Source organism: Dyella jejuensis, from assembly GCF_044904675.1.
GTDB classification, from domain to species: Bacteria; Pseudomonadota; Gammaproteobacteria; order Xanthomonadales; family Rhodanobacteraceae; genus Dyella_B; species Dyella_B jejuensis.
The window spans coordinates 48,554-65,663 of the sequence record NZ_JADIKJ010000010.1 but is presented as its reverse complement, the minus strand read 5'-3'; the positions used below and the strand labels follow the sequence as shown (position 1 = coordinate 65,663).

At 63.1% G+C, this 17,110-nt stretch carries 18 protein-coding genes; 12 read left to right on the top strand and 6 right to left on the bottom strand.

The window, feature by feature from the left end; translation table 11 throughout:
• Positions 1–5 precede the first annotated feature (5 nt).
• From ISP15_RS09960 to ISP15_RS09950, 3 genes are read left to right on the top strand one after another with little or no spacing between them, the layout of a single operon-like run.
• The gene (locus ISP15_RS09960; protein WP_404547145.1) at positions 6–830 is read left to right on the top strand and encodes a CheR family methyltransferase; all 825 of its coding nucleotides are present in this window, start codon (positions 6–8) and stop codon (positions 828–830) included.
• Entirely contained in the window at positions 827–1,393 is a 567-nt protein-coding gene (locus ISP15_RS09955; RefSeq protein ID WP_404547144.1) for a chemotaxis protein CheB, read from the top strand. The genes ISP15_RS09960 and ISP15_RS09955 overlap by 4 nt, the downstream gene beginning before the upstream one ends.
• Before the next feature lie 14 nt (positions 1,394–1,407).
• On the top strand, positions 1,408–2,961 hold the full coding sequence (locus ISP15_RS09950) for a response regulator (RefSeq protein WP_404547143.1): 1,554 nt from the start codon (positions 1,408–1,410) through the stop codon (positions 2,959–2,961).
• 90 nt (positions 2,962–3,051) lie between these two features.
• Here the strand turns inward: ISP15_RS09950 and ISP15_RS09945 are convergent, their stop codons facing one another.
• Genes ISP15_RS09945 through ISP15_RS09930 form a run of 4 tightly spaced genes read right to left on the bottom strand, consistent with a single transcriptional unit; the run spans position 3,052 to position 8,113 of the window.
• Positions 3,052–4,695, bottom strand: a complete 1,644-nt coding sequence (locus ISP15_RS09945) for a GMC family oxidoreductase (protein WP_404547142.1) — start codon at positions 4,693–4,695, stop codon at positions 3,052–3,054.
• Positions 4,685–5,335: a gluconate 2-dehydrogenase subunit 3 family protein gene (locus tag ISP15_RS09940; protein ID WP_404547141.1), complete on the bottom strand. Its 651-nt coding sequence runs from the start codon at positions 5,333–5,335 to the stop codon at positions 4,685–4,687. The genes ISP15_RS09945 and ISP15_RS09940 overlap by 11 nt, the downstream gene beginning before the upstream one ends.
• Positions 5,332–6,264: a hypothetical protein gene (locus ISP15_RS09935; RefSeq protein ID WP_404547140.1), complete on the bottom strand. Its 933-nt coding sequence runs from the start codon at positions 6,262–6,264 to the stop codon at positions 5,332–5,334. The genes ISP15_RS09940 and ISP15_RS09935 overlap by 4 nt, the downstream gene beginning before the upstream one ends.
• Before the next feature lie 46 nt (positions 6,265–6,310).
• Complete coding sequence (locus tag ISP15_RS09930) at positions 6,311–8,113, bottom strand: thiamine pyrophosphate-requiring protein (RefSeq protein WP_404547138.1); 1,803 nt, start codon at positions 8,111–8,113, stop codon at positions 6,311–6,313.
• Between the two features lie 297 nt (positions 8,114–8,410).
• Here ISP15_RS09930 and ISP15_RS09925 point away from each other — a divergent pair, with 297 nt between their 5' ends.
• From ISP15_RS09925 to ISP15_RS09885, 9 genes are all read left to right on the top strand, one after another.
• Positions 8,411–8,857: a hypothetical protein gene (locus ISP15_RS09925; protein WP_404547137.1), complete on the top strand. Its 447-nt coding sequence runs from the start codon at positions 8,411–8,413 to the stop codon at positions 8,855–8,857.
• 4 nt (positions 8,858–8,861) lie between these two features.
• Positions 8,862–9,107, top strand: coding sequence for a monovalent cation/H+ antiporter complex subunit F (locus ISP15_RS09920; RefSeq protein WP_404547135.1), 246 nt, complete (start codon positions 8,862–8,864; stop codon positions 9,105–9,107).
• Complete coding sequence (locus tag ISP15_RS09915; protein WP_404547133.1) at positions 9,104–9,388, top strand: hypothetical protein; 285 nt, start codon at positions 9,104–9,106, stop codon at positions 9,386–9,388. Before ISP15_RS09920 ends, ISP15_RS09915 begins: the two co-directional genes overlap by 4 nt.
• The gene (locus ISP15_RS09910) at positions 9,385–9,639 is read left to right on the top strand and encodes a Na(+)/H(+) antiporter subunit B (protein ID WP_404547131.1); all 255 of its coding nucleotides are present in this window, start codon (positions 9,385–9,387) and stop codon (positions 9,637–9,639) included. Before ISP15_RS09915 ends, ISP15_RS09910 begins: the two co-directional genes overlap by 4 nt.
• Positions 9,636–10,418 carry an MnhB domain-containing protein gene (locus tag ISP15_RS09905; RefSeq protein WP_404547129.1) on the top strand — a complete coding sequence of 261 codons (783 nt, stop codon included), beginning with the start codon at positions 9,636–9,638 and terminating at the stop codon, positions 10,416–10,418. The genes ISP15_RS09910 and ISP15_RS09905 overlap by 4 nt, the downstream gene beginning before the upstream one ends.
• Positions 10,415–10,762 (top strand): sodium:proton antiporter, encoded by a 348-nt coding sequence (locus tag ISP15_RS09900; protein ID WP_404547128.1) that lies wholly within the window; start codon positions 10,415–10,417, stop codon positions 10,760–10,762. Before ISP15_RS09905 ends, ISP15_RS09900 begins: the two co-directional genes overlap by 4 nt.
• Positions 10,759–12,537, top strand: a complete 1,779-nt coding sequence (locus tag ISP15_RS09895) for a complex I subunit 5 family protein (RefSeq protein WP_404547127.1) — start codon at positions 10,759–10,761, stop codon at positions 12,535–12,537. Before ISP15_RS09900 ends, ISP15_RS09895 begins: the two co-directional genes overlap by 4 nt.
• Positions 12,527–13,285 carry a DNA-formamidopyrimidine glycosylase family protein gene (locus ISP15_RS09890; RefSeq protein WP_404547126.1) on the top strand — a complete coding sequence of 253 codons (759 nt, stop codon included), beginning with the start codon at positions 12,527–12,529 and terminating at the stop codon, positions 13,283–13,285. The genes ISP15_RS09895 and ISP15_RS09890 overlap by 11 nt, the downstream gene beginning before the upstream one ends.
• A gap of 143 nt (positions 13,286–13,428) precedes the next feature.
• Entirely contained in the window at positions 13,429–13,884 is a 456-nt protein-coding gene (locus tag ISP15_RS09885; protein WP_404547125.1) for a hypothetical protein, read from the top strand.
• 37 nt (positions 13,885–13,921) lie between these two features.
• Here ISP15_RS09885 and ISP15_RS09880 read toward each other — a convergent pair whose 3' ends face one another.
• The gene (locus ISP15_RS09880) at positions 13,922–15,571 is read right to left on the bottom strand and encodes an MASE1 domain-containing protein (protein ID WP_404547124.1); all 1,650 of its coding nucleotides are present in this window, start codon (positions 15,569–15,571) and stop codon (positions 13,922–13,924) included.
• A gap of 179 nt (positions 15,572–15,750) precedes the next feature.
• Positions 15,751–17,094, bottom strand: a complete 1,344-nt coding sequence (locus ISP15_RS09875) for a cation:proton antiporter domain-containing protein (RefSeq protein WP_404547123.1) — start codon at positions 17,092–17,094, stop codon at positions 15,751–15,753.
• Positions 17,095–17,110: the final 16 nt, after the last annotated feature.

Below are 17,110 nucleotides of genomic sequence, written 5' to 3'. Positions count from 1 at the left end.
TTGACGTGAACGATCCGGTCGAGGACCTGGAAATCCAGCTGCTGCTCGAGGCGCTCTATCAGCGCTATCACTACGATTTTCGCGATTACGCGCCGGCTTCGATCAAGAGAAGGCTGCGGCAGCTGAAAGAAAAACTCGGCTTCACCAATTTCTCGGCCATGCAAGAAAGTCTGCTGCACGACACGCGCATCCTGCCGCACGTGCTGGCCTATCTCACGGTGCAGGTCAGCGAAATGTTCCGCGACCCCGGCTATTTCCGGGCGATACGCGAGAAAGTCGTGCCGGTGCTGCGGACCTACCCGTCGCTCAAGGTCTGGATAGCCGGCTGCAGCGCCGGCGAAGAAGTTCATTCGCTGGCCATCCTGTTCCGCGAAGAAGGCCTGGAACAGCGCACGATGTTTTATGCGACCGACATCAACCAGGCGGCGTTGAAGGCGGCATCGGATGGCATCTACGGGTTGGACCGGATCAAGCTGTTCACCGAAAACCACCAGAAGTCCGGCGGCAAATCGTCGCTTTCCAATTACTACAGTGCCGCCTACGGCAAGGCATCGTTCGACCGCACCTTGCGCGACCGGGTGGTATTTTCCGACCACAGCCTGGTTACCGATGCGGTATTCGGTGAAATGCACCTGATTTCCTGCCGGAATGTGTTGATTTATTTCGACCGGACACTGCAAGATCGAACGTTGAAGTTGTTCCGCGAATCGCTGGTGAGGAAAGGGTTCCTTGGGCTGGGAGCGAAAGAAAGCCTCCGCTTTTCCAGCGAAGCCGATTTTTTCCTCGATTTCGATAAAAATGAACGCATCTACCAAAAACGTGACGCATGAATCGCCCGCTCGTTAAAGCCGTGGTGATGGGCGGTTCGGCGGGATCTCTCGAAGCATTGTCAACGATCCTCGGAAGCATACCCGCGGGTTTCCAGGCATCCATCTTCATAACGGTGCACGTGCCCTCCGATCGGAAGAACGCCCTGGTGGAAGTCTTGCAATCGAAATGCCAGCTCGAAGTTCGCGAAGCCGAGGATAAGGAACCCATCTGTCCGGCAACCGTATACGTGGCTCCTCCGGACTATCACTTGCTGATCGAGAAAGATGGAACGATGGCGCTCTCCTCGGATGAGCCGGTGTTTTATTCGAGGCCGGCCATCGACGTATTGTTCGAGAGTGCTGCCGACATTTACGGCCCTTCATTGGTCGGCATCGTGTTGTCCGGAGCGAACGAGGATGGTGCCAACGGATTGAGGGCCATCCAGGAAGCGGGCGGAATGGTACTCGTGCAGGACGCATCCCAGGCTTACGCTTCGGCCATGCCGGAAGCGGCATTGGCCGCGTGCAGCGAGGCCCGGATGCTCTCCGTGGGCGAACTATCCGAGTTTCTGAAATCCTTGTGAGGCGCAAGTCGTCTATGGCACCGATTTATTTTCTCCTGGTTGACGATCTTGCGGAAAACCTCCTTTCATTGGAGGCGCTGTTGCGCCGCGACGGACTGGTGCTGTTGAAAGCGCGCTCGGGCGAAGAGGCGCTCGAGCTGCTGCTCGTCCACGATGTCGCGCTGGCTCTGCTGGACGTCCAGATGCCGGGCATGGATGGATTTGAATTGGCCGAACTCATGCGCGGCAACGATCGCACGCGCCGGGTTCCCATCATTTTCGTCACGGCCGGAAGCGCCGACAGCCAGCGCAAGTTTCGCGGCTATGAGACCGGTGCCGTCGACTTCATCCAGAAGCCCATCGAGACCGATATCCTGCGCAGCAAGACCAACGTCTTTTTCGAGCTGCATCGCCAGCAGCAGCAGATCGCCGCCCAGCGTGACGAACTGGAGGCGTCGGCGGAGGCGCTCCGGCATGCGGATCGAAACAAAGACCAGTTCCTGGCGGTGCTTGCCCACGAATTGCGCAACCCGCTCACGCCGCTGCGCATGGGCATCGATGTCCTGAGCGGCTGTCCCGATCCGGAACGAGCCGCCCAGGTGCGTGACATGATGGACCGGCAGCTCAACCATCTGGTCCGGCTGGTCGACGATCTGCTCGATGTTTCCCGCGTCAGCCAGGGCAAGATCACGCTGCAGAAAGCCGAGGTGGCGGCGAGCGAGGTGGTGCAGTCGGCGGTCGAACTGTGCCGGCCGCTGATCGATGCCGGCAGCCATACACTTAACGTCACGTTGCCTTCGTATCCGATTTCGATCAAGGCGGACAAGACCCGCATCGCCCAGGTGATTGGCAACCTGCTCAACAATGCCGCCAAATACACGCCGCAGAATGGCGTGATCGCATTGGATGTCTATCGCGAGCACGACGAGCTTGTCATCGTCGTTTCCGACAATGGCATCGGCATTCCCGCCGAGATGCAATCGCAGATTTTCCAGATGTTCACGCAGGTCGAAGGCCATGTGCATCGCGCCAAGGGCGGTCTCGGCATCGGTCTTGCCCTGGTCAAGCAACTGGTGCTGATGCACGAAGGCAGCATTTCGGTCCAAAGTGATGGCATCGACCGCGGCGCCACCTTCACGGTGCGGCTCCCGGCAATGCCGGAGGAAGTCCGGCATGCCCCCAGCAGCGACCCGCATGGTGAAAACGAGCCGGGCAGGCGATTGCGCATACTCGTCGTCGACGACAATGCCGACGTGGCCGAAACCGTTGGCTGGCTGCTGGAAGATATGGGCCACGATTTCCTGCTGGTCCATGACAGCCGCTCGGCATTGGAGGCGGGGCGCGAATTCCGGCCCGACGCGGTGCTGCTGGATATCGGCATGCCTTATATGGACGGACACGCGGTTTGCAGGCTGTTTCGTCAAGACGACGTGCTCAAAGACACGGTCATTGTCGCGCAAACCGGCTGGGGCCAGGAAACCGATAGGGCGGCCACCACGGACGCCGGCTTCGACTGCCACCTGGTCAAGCCAGTCGGGCTCCCGGAATTGAAGCGCGTGCTCGACCTGGTCATCAACGAAAAGGCGTGATGCGTGCGCAGCCTCGACGTGCTTCGCATTGCCCAGGCAATAGCCCTTGAAAACAAGTGGGAACGCGACCGGGCCAAACGCTCTCGTCCGTCATAGCTCGCCGCGCGAAGCGAGCACTGCGATCCTGTCCGCAGTGCGGCAGGCGATGGCCTGGATGGTGAGCGAAGGATTCACGCCGCCGACGGTGGGAAAGACCGAACCGTCGCAGATCCAGAGATTGGGAATGTCCCAGCTGCGGCAGTCCGCGTTGACCACGCTGCTGCGCGGATCACTGCCCATGCGCGCCGTGCCATTGAGATGGCAGGTATCGTCGGTCTCGCGCCAGATGTTCTTTGCGCCGGCCGCGTGCAATGCCTTGCCCATGAAGTCGAGCGAATGCTCGATCAGGCGGCGGTCATTGTCGCAATACGAGAAAGTAACGCGCGCGACCGGCAGGCCGTGCTCGTCTTTTTCATCAGCCAGCGTGACGCGGTTGCGTTCCTGCGGCAGGGTTTCGCCGACGATCTTCAGGCCTGCCTGATGGTTGTAGTGCTGCATCTCCTGCAGCAGCGCATCGCCCCACAGGCCGCGCTTTGCCTCGGCCAGCGACCACACGATGGGCAGCGGGCCCTGGCTCATGTAGCAGTAGCCGCCAAAGAAATCCTTGCCTTCGTCGGTGTAGTTCCAGTGTTCGGTGATCGCCAGCGAGGGTGGTCCCTTGTAGGCACGGATTTCTTCGTCCATCAAACCCCATACCGCCTGGTTGGCTTGCACCATGAAATTCTTGCCGACCAGGCCGGAGCTGTTGGCGAGCCCGTCCGGAAAGCGCCCGGTAGCCGAGAGCAGCAGCAGGCGCGGGGTCTCGATCGCGTAACCGGCCACCACGACGTTTTTCGCGCGCTGGAATTGCCAGCGACCTTCGCGGAAATATTCCACGCCGGTGCAGCGCCCGGCATCGTTGACCGCGATCTTGCCGACCATCGACAGGTCGCGGATTTCCGCGCCGGCCTGCAACGCACGCGGGATCCATGTATTCAAGGTGCTCTGCTTGGCATTGGTGGCGCAGCCGGAAACGCAGAAGCCGCGATAGGCACATGGATGCGCCAGGCCGCGCGGCGCGGAGATCGTGGCCAGCGGCGTCGGCGTCCAGGCGATACCCATCGCTTCGGCGCCGCGCGCAAGTACCAGCGCCGCCGCGTTCAATTCGTGCTCGCGATAGGGATAGCGTCCGCGGTCCGGACCCCAGGGATACCGCACGGGCCCGGAGATTTTCAGCGCGTCCTCGACCTGCGCGTAGTAGTGCCACATCTCGCGCCAGTCGAGCGGCCAGTCCGCGCCGTAGCCCAGCAGCGTGCGTGCCTTGAACCATTCGGGACGAAAGCGCAGCGAGACCATGGCGAAATGCACCATGCTGCCGCCTACCGCCTTGCCGCTGTTGTTGTTGCCGAGCTTGACCGGATCCTCGCCGTCGCACAGGCGCTCGTCGGTCCAGAACAGTTTCTTCTGGTGCGATTCGTCGGAAGCGAATTCTTCCAGCGGGCGCCACCAGGCGCCGGCGTCGAAGGCGATCACCTTGAAGCCTAATTCGGACAGCCGGCAGGCCAGGGTGGCGCCGCCGGCGCCGGTGCCGACGATGGCGAAATCCACCTCTTCGTTCTGCGGATATTCGCGCATCGGCACCCAGCCGCCGACCCGGAATACATCCGGCGCACGGCCGTTTTTCCCGCGTGGCTGGTGTTGCGCGTCAGCGGACACGGCGGTTTTCCCGGCGTGCACGCTGCTCCTGGCCCGGCTTGGCCTCGACCGCTTCCCACGGATCGCGGCGGTCGTAATACATGCGCACATAGCCGCGCGGATTGGCGGGACCGCCGAAGCCGATCTCGCTCCACGCATACGGGTGCGAGTAATAGGCGCCGCAGATATCCGGCAACACCCGCTGGGTGAAGAACAACTGCGCATCCATGCCGTGCCATGCGCTGCCGGCGACTTCACCGTGCTGGAGCTGTTTGAGCAATGCTACCTGCCGGTCGTGGTCGAGGCTGGCGAACGGCAGTTCATGCCGCGCCTTGCTTTCCGCATCGAGCGCGGCCAGGCCGATGCGCCACGCATCGCGCAACGGCGGCAGGCGCGCATGGCGGAAACCGTCGCCGCTGTTTTTATGCAGGCGCTGGTCGAGCATGCCGGCCAGCGGTACCGGTGGCCGGTCCTGGCGATCTTGCGGCACGATGCACGCGCACAACGCCTCCAGCGCACGCCATTGCACGGCATCGAGAAAGCACGGATCCGAAGGCGTTTTGAGGCGCTCGTCGATGACCGAACGAGTCACCTCGTCCCACGATGGCGATTGACGCTTGCGCAGGACGTCGTAGTCCGGATAACGAGTCGGCGTGCTCATCGTCTCTCCCCCTCGCGCAACCGCAGCGCGGCAAGCCCCGCCAGCGCCAGCGCGGAAAAGCTCGGCGGTGCCGGCACCGGCGGCCCGTTGAACAGATTCTGGCTCCAGTTGCGCCAGCCGCCGTGATGGCGTGCGACACCGCGCACATGGAACGCGGTACCGATCCAGCCCAGCAGCCAGGTGAGTTGCAGTACGGTGCGCGCCAGCCAGCGTGGGCGCGGCGGGGTCAGCGAGGCATGCAGCAACAGGATGGATGCCGCCGGCGGTACGCTGACCGGGGCATACATCGCCTTGTGCTGGAACGAACCGCGGAAATGCAGCAGCGCCGCTTCGGCCGCCGTACCGGCCAGGCCGATGCCGCACAGCAAGCCGAGCGCCTTGCCGGCTGGCATGCCCAGCAAGCGCGGCGCACGCGCCGGCTGGTTGCGCAGGCGTTCGGCCACGGCGCCGAGCGCACCGGACAGCAACAGCGCGGTGGGCGCACCGAGCGGTGCGGCGTAGAACAGGTTCTGCCAGCTCCAGCCGCCCGGGCGCTTCATGACGTTGTAGAGGTGAAAGCCGGTGCCGGCCACACCGGTCAGCGCGGCGCCCCAGTAGATCGCATGGCGCACTTCGTGTGTCCGCGCATGCCGGTCGGCGCCGCCGTGCAGTCCGGCCAGGAGCGAAAGCGTGGCGACGGCAGGCGGCAGATACATCGCCGGATTGGAGAAGGCGCCGCGATAGTGTTCCATGGCGCTGTCGGTGAGCACCGAACAAGCCAGCAGGGCGGAGCCGCGATTGAAGCTGCGCGAGGTTTCGACATGCGCCTGCCGCGCCCGCTTGCGTCGGCGCGGCAGCAAGCCGGACGCATGCGGCGCGAGCGCCGCCGTCGCCGCAACCGTCGCCACCGCGCAACCAAGCGCGATCCATGACGTGCGTTTGCCCGTCATCGGCATGCCGGATGAGGGTCGGGCACGGAGCCAGGCTCGGCCCTCATTACTCCTTGTCCTTGTGTCCGGGCAATACCGCGCCTAATACCTGCCTGGCGGTATCGCGCACGATGTGGCCTTCGTCGGGATCGCCTTCCATCAGCGTCGTTGCGAAGGCCTTGGCCTGCGCCAGCGTAATGTGCGGCGGCAGCGGCGGTATGTTCGGGTCGGCCTTCACTTCGATCACCACCGGGCGATCCGATTTCAGCGCGTCTTCCCAGGCGGCGCCCATTTGTTCGGGATCGTCTACATAGATGCCTTTCAGGCCGATCAATTCGGCGAAGCGGTGATACGGCACCGAGGGAATATCTTGCGATGCTTCGAACTTGGGATCGCCTTCCATCACACGCTGTTCCCAGGTTACCTGGTTGAGGTCGGCGTTATTCAGCACCATGCAGATCCAGCATGGGTTATCCCATTGCTTCCAGTACTTGGCCACGGTGATCAATTCGGCCATGTTGTTCATCTGCATCGCGCCATCGCCGACCAATGCGATCACCGGCCGCTGCGGCCAGGCGAATTTCGCGGCGATCGCATAGGGTACGGCCGCACCCATGGAAGCCAAGCCGCCGGAAAGCGAGCACAGCATGCCGCGCTGCACTTTCAAGTCGCGTGCATACCAGTTGGCGACGGAGCCGGAATCGCTGGTGACGATCGCGTTGGCGGGAATGCGCGGCGACAGTTCCCATACCGTGCGCTGCGGGTTGACGCCGGTTTCCGCCGAAGCCAGCGCGCGCCCTTCGAGTTTTCTCCACCACTGGGACATCCAATGCTGGATGTCCTCGCGCCAGTCTTCGTCTTCCTTTTTCTGCAATAGAGGCAGCAGGGCGCGCAGCGTTTCCGCGCTGTCGCCGACCAGGTTGACTTCCATCGGATAGCGCAGGCTGAGCATGTCGGCCTTGGTATCGATCTGCACACCGCGCGCCTTGCCTTCCTTGGGCAAGAATTCGGAATAGGGGAAGCCCGAGCCGATCATCAGCAAGGTGTCGCATTCGGTCATCAACTTGTAGCTAGGTTCGGTGCCAAGCAGGCCGATGGAGCCGGTGACCCACGGCAGGTCATCCGGCAGCACGCCCTTGCCGAGCAACGCCTTGGCCACGCCGGCGCCGAGCTTGTCGGCTACTGCGATCACTTCGTCAGTGGCATGCAGTGCGCCGGCGCCGACCAGGATCGCGACTTTCTTGCCTGCGTTGAGCACATCGGCCGCATGGCGCAGGTCCTGTTCGTAAGGCACCACCTTGGGCTTGCGGTAACCCACGCCCGAGTGCAAGGTACCGTGCTTGCGTCCCGGCGCCTCATACGGCAAATCCTGCAGGTCATTGGGCAGGATCAGCGCCGTGACCACGCGCTCGGACAGGGCCGTGCGCACGGCGCGGTCCACCAGATGGCGTATCTGCGCCGGTACGCTCGCCTGCTGCACGAAGGAGCCGGCGACGTCCTTGAACAGGGCAGGCAGGTCCACTTCCTGCTGATAGTGTCCGCCCAGCGCGGCGCGCGCCTGCTGGCCGGCGATGGCGAGTACCGGCATGTGATCGAGCCGCGCGTCGTAGAGCCCGGTTATCAGGTGCGCCGCGCCAGGCCCGGAGGTGGCGATGCATACGCCCAGCTCGCCGGTGAACTTCGCATGCGCCGACGCCATGAAGGCGGCCATTTCCTCGTGCCGCGCCTGGATGAATTCAATCTTGCCCTTGGCGCGATTCAAGGCGCCGAACACGCCGTTGATGCCATCGCCCGGATAGCCGTAGATACGCCGCACCCCCCAGGCGTGCAATCGCTCGACCAGGAAATCTCCGACGGTTGGCTTGCTCATGGCGCTCCACTCCAAATGATGGCGGCAGCGTGCGTAAACGTAAATCAGGGAACTCACGCAGGCATGCAGAGGAAAAACGAAGGCGCTCGCGCGCATCGGCGCGATAGCTCAAACGCAAGCTAGGCAGAACGCCGTGCATGTGCTGTGCAGCTTTTGTCGCGGCCCCGTCACGGATGCGCACAGGCGCGCAGATGGTGCACGCAACGCACTTGTGTCGCGGCAAGGGGCGAGCTCATCCGTGCGCGTTTCTTGCACGCGACGGGTGGCAGAATCAAAGAAAATCACCGGAGCGTGAAGATGTGGCGCTTGCTGCTGGAAGCAACTGTGTTCGGCGCGGTCTGCCTGTTGTTCGCGGGCAGCGTGTCGGTAGCCGAGGTGGTTGTCGCAGCCATTGCCGGTTTGTTCGCTGCGCTGTGGCATGGACGGTTGCTGCGCTGGTCGGCCTTCCGTTTCGTCGGCAGGCCGCAACCGCTGCATATGCTGAAACTTGCCGCGAATGGCGCATTGCGTGATGTGCCCAAAGGCGGCTGGCGCGTGCTGGCTTCCATATGGCGCAGGCGCTACGGCCAGCAACTGATGGAACCGATGCCGGTGCTGATCGAGGGCACCGACATGCGTACCGTGCCCAAGCAGCGCGCGCTGGCCATCCTGACGACGTCGTTCGGCCCCTTGGCGTACACCATCGAGGCGCACCACCAAGCCTTGCGCGTGCATCGCGCCGACGCTACCCGCCGTTCGGAGTGATGCCATGTATTGGATCGCCATCCTCGCCCTGTTGCCGCCGCTGGTCGCCGGGCTGCTGCTGGCGCGAGGCGGGCCGACGCGGACGCGGCCGTTGGTGTTGCAGTTCATCAGTTGCATCGTCGCCATGGTGCTGGTGTTGATCGCACTGGCGATGCAGCAGCCTTCGTATATCGATCTGGCGCTGACGCTCACCTTGCTCGGGCTGCCAGGCACGCTGGCCTATACGCTGTACATGGAGCGCTGGCTATGAACCTGTTGATCCAGGTCATGCTGGTGCTGCTGGTGGCATGTTGCTGGATTTCCGCTGCGGCGCTATGGCGCCTGTCGCATGGCATGGATCGTTTGCATGCGGTCAGCTTCGTGCCGCTGGCGACTTCGCCGCTGCTGCTGGTGGTGGTATTGGCGCAGACAGGCTGGTCGCTCGCTGCGGCGAAGGTGGCGTTCCTGTGGCTGTTCAATGCGTTGGTCAGCGTGGGCGTTGCGCACGCGCTGGGCCGGTTGATGCGCCCGCGTGAAGGGGGTGAAGCATGACGCCCGCCATTGCCGGCTGCCTGCTCGTAGTGATGCTCAGCGGCACGCTGGTGGCGTTGACGCGCCGGCCAAAACGGCAGGTGCTGATGATCAGCGCGCATGGCTTGATGCTTTCGATGCTGTTCCTGGCGCTGGAAGCGCCGGACGTGGCGTACTCGGAGATCGCCGTCGGTACCGCGCTGGTGCCGGTCATGTTCCTGACCGTGCTGGCCAGCGTGCGCGGCGGCGGACGCCGGAACAAACCCTCATGAGCACGTCCGCGCCGAAACATGCGCTCCTGCTGCGCCGCTTGCTGTGCGTGCTCGCCTTGCTGGTACTGGCGCCGGCAAGCGTGCTGGTCGCCATGCATATGCCCGCGTTCGGGCAGGCCTTGCCGGCGTATGGCGCCATCATCAATGCGCATGTGCCTTCGATGCGCCAGGCCACCAATATCGTCACGGCGGTGATTTTCGATGTGCGCGGCGTCGATACGCTGGGCGAGGAATTCATCTTCGTGGCGGCGACCACCGGACTGGCCGTGTTGCTGCGTGGCGGGCGCGGCGAAGATGCATCCGACCAGGCTATCCATACGGATGGGCGGCTGTTGCCGCCACGCAGCGAGGCTGTCGCCTTGCTGGTGCGTTGGATGCTGCCGGGCACGGCAGCTTTTTCGCTGTACGTCATCGCGCACGGCCAATTGACACCGGGCGGCGGTTTCCAGGGCGGCGCGATCTTTGCCTCGGGCTTGTTGTTGCTGTTCCTGGGCGATGGCTATCGCAGCTGGCGAAAGGTGATGCCGCCGGAAGTGATGCAACGCAGCGAGGCCTTCGGCGCGGTCGGCTGCGTACTGGTGGGCCTGTTGCCGATGGCGCTGGGGGCGGGTTTCCTGGAGAACGTATTGCCGCAAGGCGCGCCGAAGTCGCTGCTCGGCGGCGGCCTGATCCCGCTGATGAACCTGGCGGTTGCCATCGCGATCGCCGGCGGCTTCGCCAGCGTGCTGGTGGAGTTCCTGGAAGAAACGCGCGAGCCCGCATCCGGAGCATCGCCATGATGATCACGTTGCTGCCCTGGCTGGCCGCGGCCTGGCTGATGGCGGTCGGTATCTATGGCATCGTCACCAGCCGCCATTTCGTGCACCTGATCGGTTGCCTTTCGGTGGTGCAGTCGGGCACTTACGTGTTGTTGCTGGCGATCGGTTTCGTATGGCATGCCGGTCCGCCGATCTTCTATGACCATCCGCCGGGAACGCCGGCGGTCGATCCGGTGATGCAGGCATTGGTGTTGACTGACGTGGTGGTGGGCGCGGCGTTGACCGCCTTGCTGCTGGCGCTGGCCCTGCAATTGCACAAGCGCCGCCATACGCTCGATCCGGAAGAGCTGGAGCCGATTCCTTGAACCTGTTGCACTGGATACCGTTGCCGGTGGTGCTGCCGCTGCTGGTGGCGGCGCTTGCCCTGCTGTTTGAAAAAGCGGTGCCGCGGCGGATCGTCGATGCGGTGGCGATTCTTGCCACCGCGGCAATCTGTATCCAGTGCGCAGCGCTCGCGCATGCGGCCACCCATATGCCGATGGTGTACTGGTATGGCGGATGGGCCCCCGCGCATGGGCCGGTCTTGGGCATCAGCTTCGTGGTGGATAGCGCGGGCGCCGGCGCGGGTGCTTTCATTGCCGGCCTGTTCGCGCTTACCTTCATGTTCTCCTGGCACTACTTCGAGGAAGTACGCGCCCACTTCCACGCGCTGATGCTGATGTTCTGCGCCGCGCTGATCGGATTCTGCTTCACCCACGATCTGTTCAATGCCTTCGTCTGGTTCGAGACGATGAGCGTGATCGCCTTTGCCTTGACCGGTTATCGGCTAGAAGACGCGGCCCTGGAAGGCGCACTCAATTTCACCGTGGTCAACACGCTCGGCAGTTTCCTGATGATGGCCGGCGTAGGGCTGGCTTATGCGGCCACCGGCGCGCTGGACATGGCGCTGGTCGGCAAGCTGTTCGCGGCCGGTCATGCCGACGTGCTCGCCGAGGCATCGTTTGTGTTGATGGGCACGGCCATGCTGATCAAGGCCGCGGCCGTGCCGTTTCATTTCTGGCTGGCCGACGCGCACGCGGTAGCGCCTACGCCGGTCTCGGTAGTGTTTTCCGGGGTGATGGTGCCGGTTGGCCTGTTCGGGCTCGGCCGATTGGCGATGACCACCTACGTGGACGTGCCGGCCGTTGCCGCCTTGCTGCATGCACTGCTGTTGCCGATCGGTGCGGTCACCGCGTTGGTGGGCGGTCTCATGGCGTTGCAGCAGACCCATTTGAAACGCCTGCTGGCGTATTCGACCGTGAGCCACGTCGGCGTGATGCTGGCCGCGCTGTGCCTGGTGTCCGGCAGCGGCGCGACTGGATGGCTGCTGTACATGCTCGGCCACGGCATGGTGAAAGCGGCCTTGTTCATGGCCGCCGGGATGCTCGCCGCCACGCTGGACAGCGTGGACGAACTGGAACTCTACGGGCGCGCGCGCGATCGCCATCTGCTCGGGTGCTTTTATGCCATCGCCGGATTGTGCCTGGCCGGCTTGCCGGTCGGCATCATGGCCGCGGGCGCGGAAGCCATCGAAGGCGCCGGCAAGGCGCAGGGCACGGGTTGGCTGGTCGCGATCATCGTGATTTCCTCCGCCACCACGGGTGCGGCAGTGCTGCGCGCCGGTGTGCGGATTTTTCTCGGCAAGGGCGAATTGCCAGCGGGCAAGGCACCTGCCGCGCACGAATCGGAAAGCGGTGACCGCCCCTGGTCGATGATGTTCGTACCACTGGCGATGCTGGTAGCAGCCAACCTGGTGGCGGGCGAACCATTGCGGCGGATGGCGCGCATGGCCGCGGCCACCTTTATGCACATGCCCGCGTGGTCGGTACTGAGTGGCGCGCAGGCCTATGTCGTGCCGGCCGCTTCCGCGCCATCGTCGAGCAGCGAATTTTTCGCATGGTTGGCGCTCGGCTTGGCCATGGTGATCGCCGCATTGCAACTGTTCGCCGCCAGGCTGCTCGAGCATCGCGCGCTGTGGCCGGCGCACGTTTCCATCGGCGCGTTGCGTTCGCTGCATGCGGGGCGGGTAGGGGACCAGGTAGCGTGGCTGGTGTTTGGCCTGGCTTTGCTTGCCGCGGGCATCGCGGCGGTTGCGCATTGAAGCCGGGATCGAGATGCCGGAAGGCCCTTCCATAGCGATACTGCGGGACGAGGCATCGATCTTCGTCGGCAAGCGCGTGCGTCGCGCGCATGGCAACGCGAAGATCGCGATGGCGCGCATCGAGGGCGCGTGCATCGTCGCCCTGCGCAGTTTCGGCAAGCAGACGCTGATCCAGTTCGACGGATTTTTCGTGCGCGTGCACTTGTTGATGTTCGGCAGCTACCGGATCAATGAGCAGCGCGATATCGTGCCGCGGCTCGGCCTGGTTTTCGCCAAGGGCGAGCTCAATTTCTACAATTGCTCGGTAAAGCTGCTGGAAGGCGACATCGCGTCGCAGTACGACTGGCGTATCGATATCATGTCCGATCAGTGGGACGCCCGCCTGGTGCGCAAGAAGCTCCGCGCCATGCCGGAGGCGTTGATCTGCGATGCGCTGCTGGACCAGGACGTGTTTGCCGGCGTAGGCAACATCATCAAGAACGAGGTGTTGTTCCTGTGCAAGGTGCATCCGCTTTCCCGCGTCGGCGACCTGCCGCCGCGCAAGTCGAGCGAGATCGTGGCCCAGGCACGCGAATACAGTTTTCGGTTCCTGGACTGGAAGAAGGCGCACGTACTGCGCAAGCATTGGCTGGTGCATAACCAGGGCAGTTGCCCGATCCACCATGTCCCCCTGACGCGCGGTTACCTGGGCAAGCGCAATCGCCGCAGCTTTTTCTGCGAGCTGTGCCAGCGCCGCTATGGCGCCTGAGAAAGTGCGTCAAGGCGGCGTGAAGGAACGGCGTCGTCCGGCATGGCACTGAATATGTGTACAGGACACGCCGCACCGATGACATTTGCCCTGCTACATTCGGCACTCCGGTAGGCCCACTACCATCACCAAGGGGAAGTCCGATGTCTCGTATCCAAGGAAGCCTGGCACGCAAGCTCGCGCTGGCCGGATTGATCGCCGCAGGCACGATATCGTCCGCATTCGCGCAAACCTCGGCGCTGTCCTCGGGCCTGGGCCAATCCTGGCCGAACGCGGCGGATGTCAGCGCCAGTCCCCAATGGCATGTCTATGTGTTCACCCTGCACGGCATCAAGTACGTGCAGATCAACGATCTCAACGGCACGGTACACGCGGCGATCGGTACGGCCGCGGGCACGGTGATCGTGTTGCCGGTGGGTGTTGATGCGGGGAATGTGACGACGTCGCAGGTATTGACCAATACGGCAGCAACGATCGTGTACAGCGATGGCACGGTCAGCATTTCGGCTATGCCGCAAAGCGATGGAAGCACGGCCTTCAATGCCGCCACGAATTCGCAATGCAATATTTCGAGTTGCGGGGGAGGCCGCGGAAATTAATCCCCGCAACCCAATCAAATTGGGTGCAGTGATAGCCTCAACGCACCCATAATTGCGTTGGATGAGTTTCGATGGCTGCTTCCGACCCCAAGTGTTGCGCATCGTGCAACAGCATGGTCACGCGGATTGAACGTGCTGTTTGCGTTACGTGCACTACGCCATCGAACAGCGCGACAAGGGCGCGGAGTGCTTCGAGGTCTACACTGCTGATGCCCAGCTTAGCCGATAAGTTTTGGCGTTCATGGTGGGGGATTGGATGCCCGGATTCCGCGCTATATTTTCCCTCGATGCGTAGCACAGCCCATCGCAGCCCCTTTGTTTCTCCACCACGCAACATCAAATGCACCTGTTGATAATTATGCTTATCCAGGCTGATATGGGCTACTGCTTCGCAAGCCAGCCGATAGATGATCTGGTGTACCGAAGGTGCAAGTTGCGATAGACGACGGCCCTCGATACGGCAGCTGTAAAACATGCCAGCTTCATCGAGGGCGCGGCCAATCGTTTCGCGCAGTGCCGCCGGCAGGCCGCGCTCCCGCCAAGCTGCCGGATGTAAAGATTCGGCTAGCCGGAAAAGTTGGTTTCGCGTGGTTGTCGCCTGGCGCGTCAGACTTTGCCCTTCATCCGGAGGCAGCAGGTGGCGTACACGCTGCACCATCCGGCTGTGTGTGATGGCCAACGAGCCGCCTACCAGCTCCAGTGCCTGCGAGGTTTGGCGTAGTCGCTTTTCGCTTATCTGCAAGCAATGCTGTGCTACCTGCAGGGCGTTTTTTACTACGTGCCGTTCGCGTCGCTCGTTATAAAGCTGTGTCGTGATGCGCGTGCCAAGCACAAGAAGGCAGGTAATCGCTATCGCGATGAGCGCCTGCGTCTGGATGGCGCCAGGTTCGGGCACCTCACGCCTGGTAAGCAGACAGATACAGAGCACGGCCAGCGGCCCACCCGTTGCGGCGCCGCGCCAGCCGTACTTGAAAGTGAGCCACGCTACCGGCAAAAACATCGACATCTGAAGGATTTGCGCCGTTTCGCCAGTGCTGCGATGGCTCATCCATGTCATCAGCGCCAACGACGGGATCAGCGCCAACAAGGTATCGAGACACAAGGTGGTACTCAATGCATTGCGTACACGCTCTTTCCAGGGCAGTCCGTTGTTATCGATGCGTACAAATAGCGGCCAGGTAATCACCGTCAAGGCCGCGCCATAGTTGCCGACGAAAAAGTCGACCAGCATCAATGGCGTTACTTGCACCGGGCTATCAGTGGGCACCTTGGCTGTGAGTGTAGCGCCATAGGTGATTAGTGCCCACGCCAGTGATGTGACCAATGTGCAGATAAGCAGTACTTTCAAATCGATCACACGTTGCGCCGGAAACAGCTTCATATGGCGGCGGCAGTACCACACGATGGGCATGCCGGTGGCGACAGGCGGTATCGAACATATGATCGCCCAAGTCAAGCCGAATGGATCCGCGCATTGGAACACGGTATAGGTAAGCGGTCCGATTTCGCCCATTACCAACGCAGGCCAATAGCGATAGGGAACCAGCAGCAAGCAAGCCATGCGCAGTCCGGAAGTCACCGGCCAATGCGCATCGGAATAAGGGCGGATGGCGAGATACGTCAATGCATAGACAACAGCGATGGCGACTTGCTTCAGCCATTCGTTCCCGCGCGATCCTTTCCCCATGCGCCTTGCCCCTCGTCTGGATGTTCCCTGGCATAGCCCGGCTTATCGCCTGGGTATGGCGGCTTATGGAACGATCCGATGCGTGAAAGATGCGTGAGCTTGCGCGCAAGCGCCAATATCGTCGAAAAATATTGCGCTTGCCTGCCAGCGACCGCGGTGAAGGTAAGAATCAACTCGGCCTAACGCCCGCGTTCGCGCAATCGCCGTTCCCGCCACGCCAGCAACGGCTGGCAGCTTACGCCATGCACCACGACGCTCAGCACGACCAGGGTAGTGACCATCGCGGTGATCCGCGGGGCCAGCGCAGCCGGCAGGCCGTGCGTCAACGCATAGCCGAGATAGTTGAGGCTGCCGATGCCGCGTATGCCCAGCCAGCCCATCAGCAGGCGCCGCACTGGCGGCGTACCCAGGCCCATGGTGGCGATCCAGACCGATACCGGCCGAATCACCACGAACAACAACAGGCCCATCCATGCCCCGGCCATACTCCACGCGCCGGCACAGGCAATGCCTACTACCAGGATGGTGCCGGCGGCGAGCAGCCGTTCCAGCGTGTCGCCGAAGGAAAGCGCATCGGACACCACCAGTCCGATGGATGCGGAAGGTTCTTCCAGCGCCACTTCGTCGCGCTGGTTGGGATTGACCAGCATTTCCGCCGGCGGATGAGCCTGGCCGGCCTGGTCTTGCCCGGCATGTGGATGCGGGTGTTGGGAGACTACGCGCCACTCGGTGTGGCGCAGGCCGATACCAGCCGCAAACACGGCGAGAAATCCTGAAGCATCGAGCAACTTCGCGCAGGCGTAGGCAAGCAGGATCAAGGCAAGCGCCAGGAAATCGCTGGGAGCGCGATCGCCGCTGGCCATCTTGGCGCGCGTGGCGGCGATGCCGACCAGGCGTGCAAGCCCGAATCCGATCGCCAGCCCCGCCGGCAAGGCCCAGCCGACGTCGAGCCAGAACCATTGCCACACGCCGTGCAAGTCGGTGGTGCCGGAAAGGCATAGCAGGCCGAGCATCAGCAAGGGCAGCGCGGCGCCATCGTTCAGTCCGGCCTCGCTGGACAGAGCGACACGCAGGGCGTCGCCATCGCGGGCGTCATCCACCGAGACCAGGCTCGCCAGCACCGGATCGGTCGGCGCGGCCATCGCGGCGAACACCAGTGCCGCAGCCCATGGCAGGGCAAGCCATGCATGCGTGGCCCAGGCCAGCGCCGCCACGCACAGCAGCATCGCCGGCGCCGCCAGCCGGCAACCGACGTGCCACGACGGATGCCGCCATGGAAGGCGCAACTTCAAGCCGGTGAGGAACAGCGATACGACAAGCACGCCTTCGCTGATCCCGCCAAGCCAGTGCGCGTGTTGCACGAAATCGACGTGCGCAACATCGAACAGGGTCGGCCCGAGCGCGAAACCGGCCAGCGCATACAAGGCGAAAGGCGTTACCGGCATGCGCCGCAGCCAGCCAGCGGACAGCGACGTGGCGAGCAGCATCGCGCCCAGGAAGAACATCCAGGCCAGCGGTCTCACCGCCGTGCCTGCTGGC

Excerpts from the sequence above, each read along its gene's own strand:
- ISP15_RS09910 (WP_404547131.1), top strand. The coding sequence starts at position 9,385 with ATGACGCCCGCCATTGCCGGCTGCCTGCTCGTAGTGATGCTCAGCGGC.
- ISP15_RS09880 (WP_404547124.1), bottom strand. The coding sequence starts at position 15,571 with ATGGGGAAAGGATCGCGCGGGAACGAATGGCTGAAGCAAGTCGCCATC.
- ISP15_RS09905 (WP_404547129.1), top strand. The coding sequence starts at position 9,636 with ATGAGCACGTCCGCGCCGAAACATGCGCTCCTGCTGCGCCGCTTGCTG.
- ISP15_RS09915 (WP_404547133.1), top strand. The coding sequence starts at position 9,104 with ATGAACCTGTTGATCCAGGTCATGCTGGTGCTGCTGGTGGCATGTTGC.
- ISP15_RS09950 (WP_404547143.1), top strand. The coding sequence starts at position 1,408 with ATGGCACCGATTTATTTTCTCCTGGTTGACGATCTTGCGGAAAACCTC.
- ISP15_RS09935 (WP_404547140.1), bottom strand. The coding sequence starts at position 6,264 with ATGACGGGCAAACGCACGTCATGGATCGCGCTTGGTTGCGCGGTGGCG.
- ISP15_RS09925 (WP_404547137.1), top strand. The coding sequence starts at position 8,411 with ATGTGGCGCTTGCTGCTGGAAGCAACTGTGTTCGGCGCGGTCTGCCTG.
- ISP15_RS09955 (WP_404547144.1), top strand. The coding sequence starts at position 827 with ATGAATCGCCCGCTCGTTAAAGCCGTGGTGATGGGCGGTTCGGCGGGA.
- ISP15_RS09920 (WP_404547135.1), top strand. The coding sequence starts at position 8,862 with ATGTATTGGATCGCCATCCTCGCCCTGTTGCCGCCGCTGGTCGCCGGG.
- ISP15_RS09900 (WP_404547128.1), top strand. The coding sequence starts at position 10,415 with ATGATGATCACGTTGCTGCCCTGGCTGGCCGCGGCCTGGCTGATGGCG.
- ISP15_RS09930 (WP_404547138.1), bottom strand. The coding sequence starts at position 8,113 with ATGAGCAAGCCAACCGTCGGAGATTTCCTGGTCGAGCGATTGCACGCC.
- ISP15_RS09940 (WP_404547141.1), bottom strand. The coding sequence starts at position 5,335 with ATGAGCACGCCGACTCGTTATCCGGACTACGACGTCCTGCGCAAGCGT.
- ISP15_RS09885 (WP_404547125.1), top strand. The coding sequence starts at position 13,429 with ATGTCTCGTATCCAAGGAAGCCTGGCACGCAAGCTCGCGCTGGCCGGA.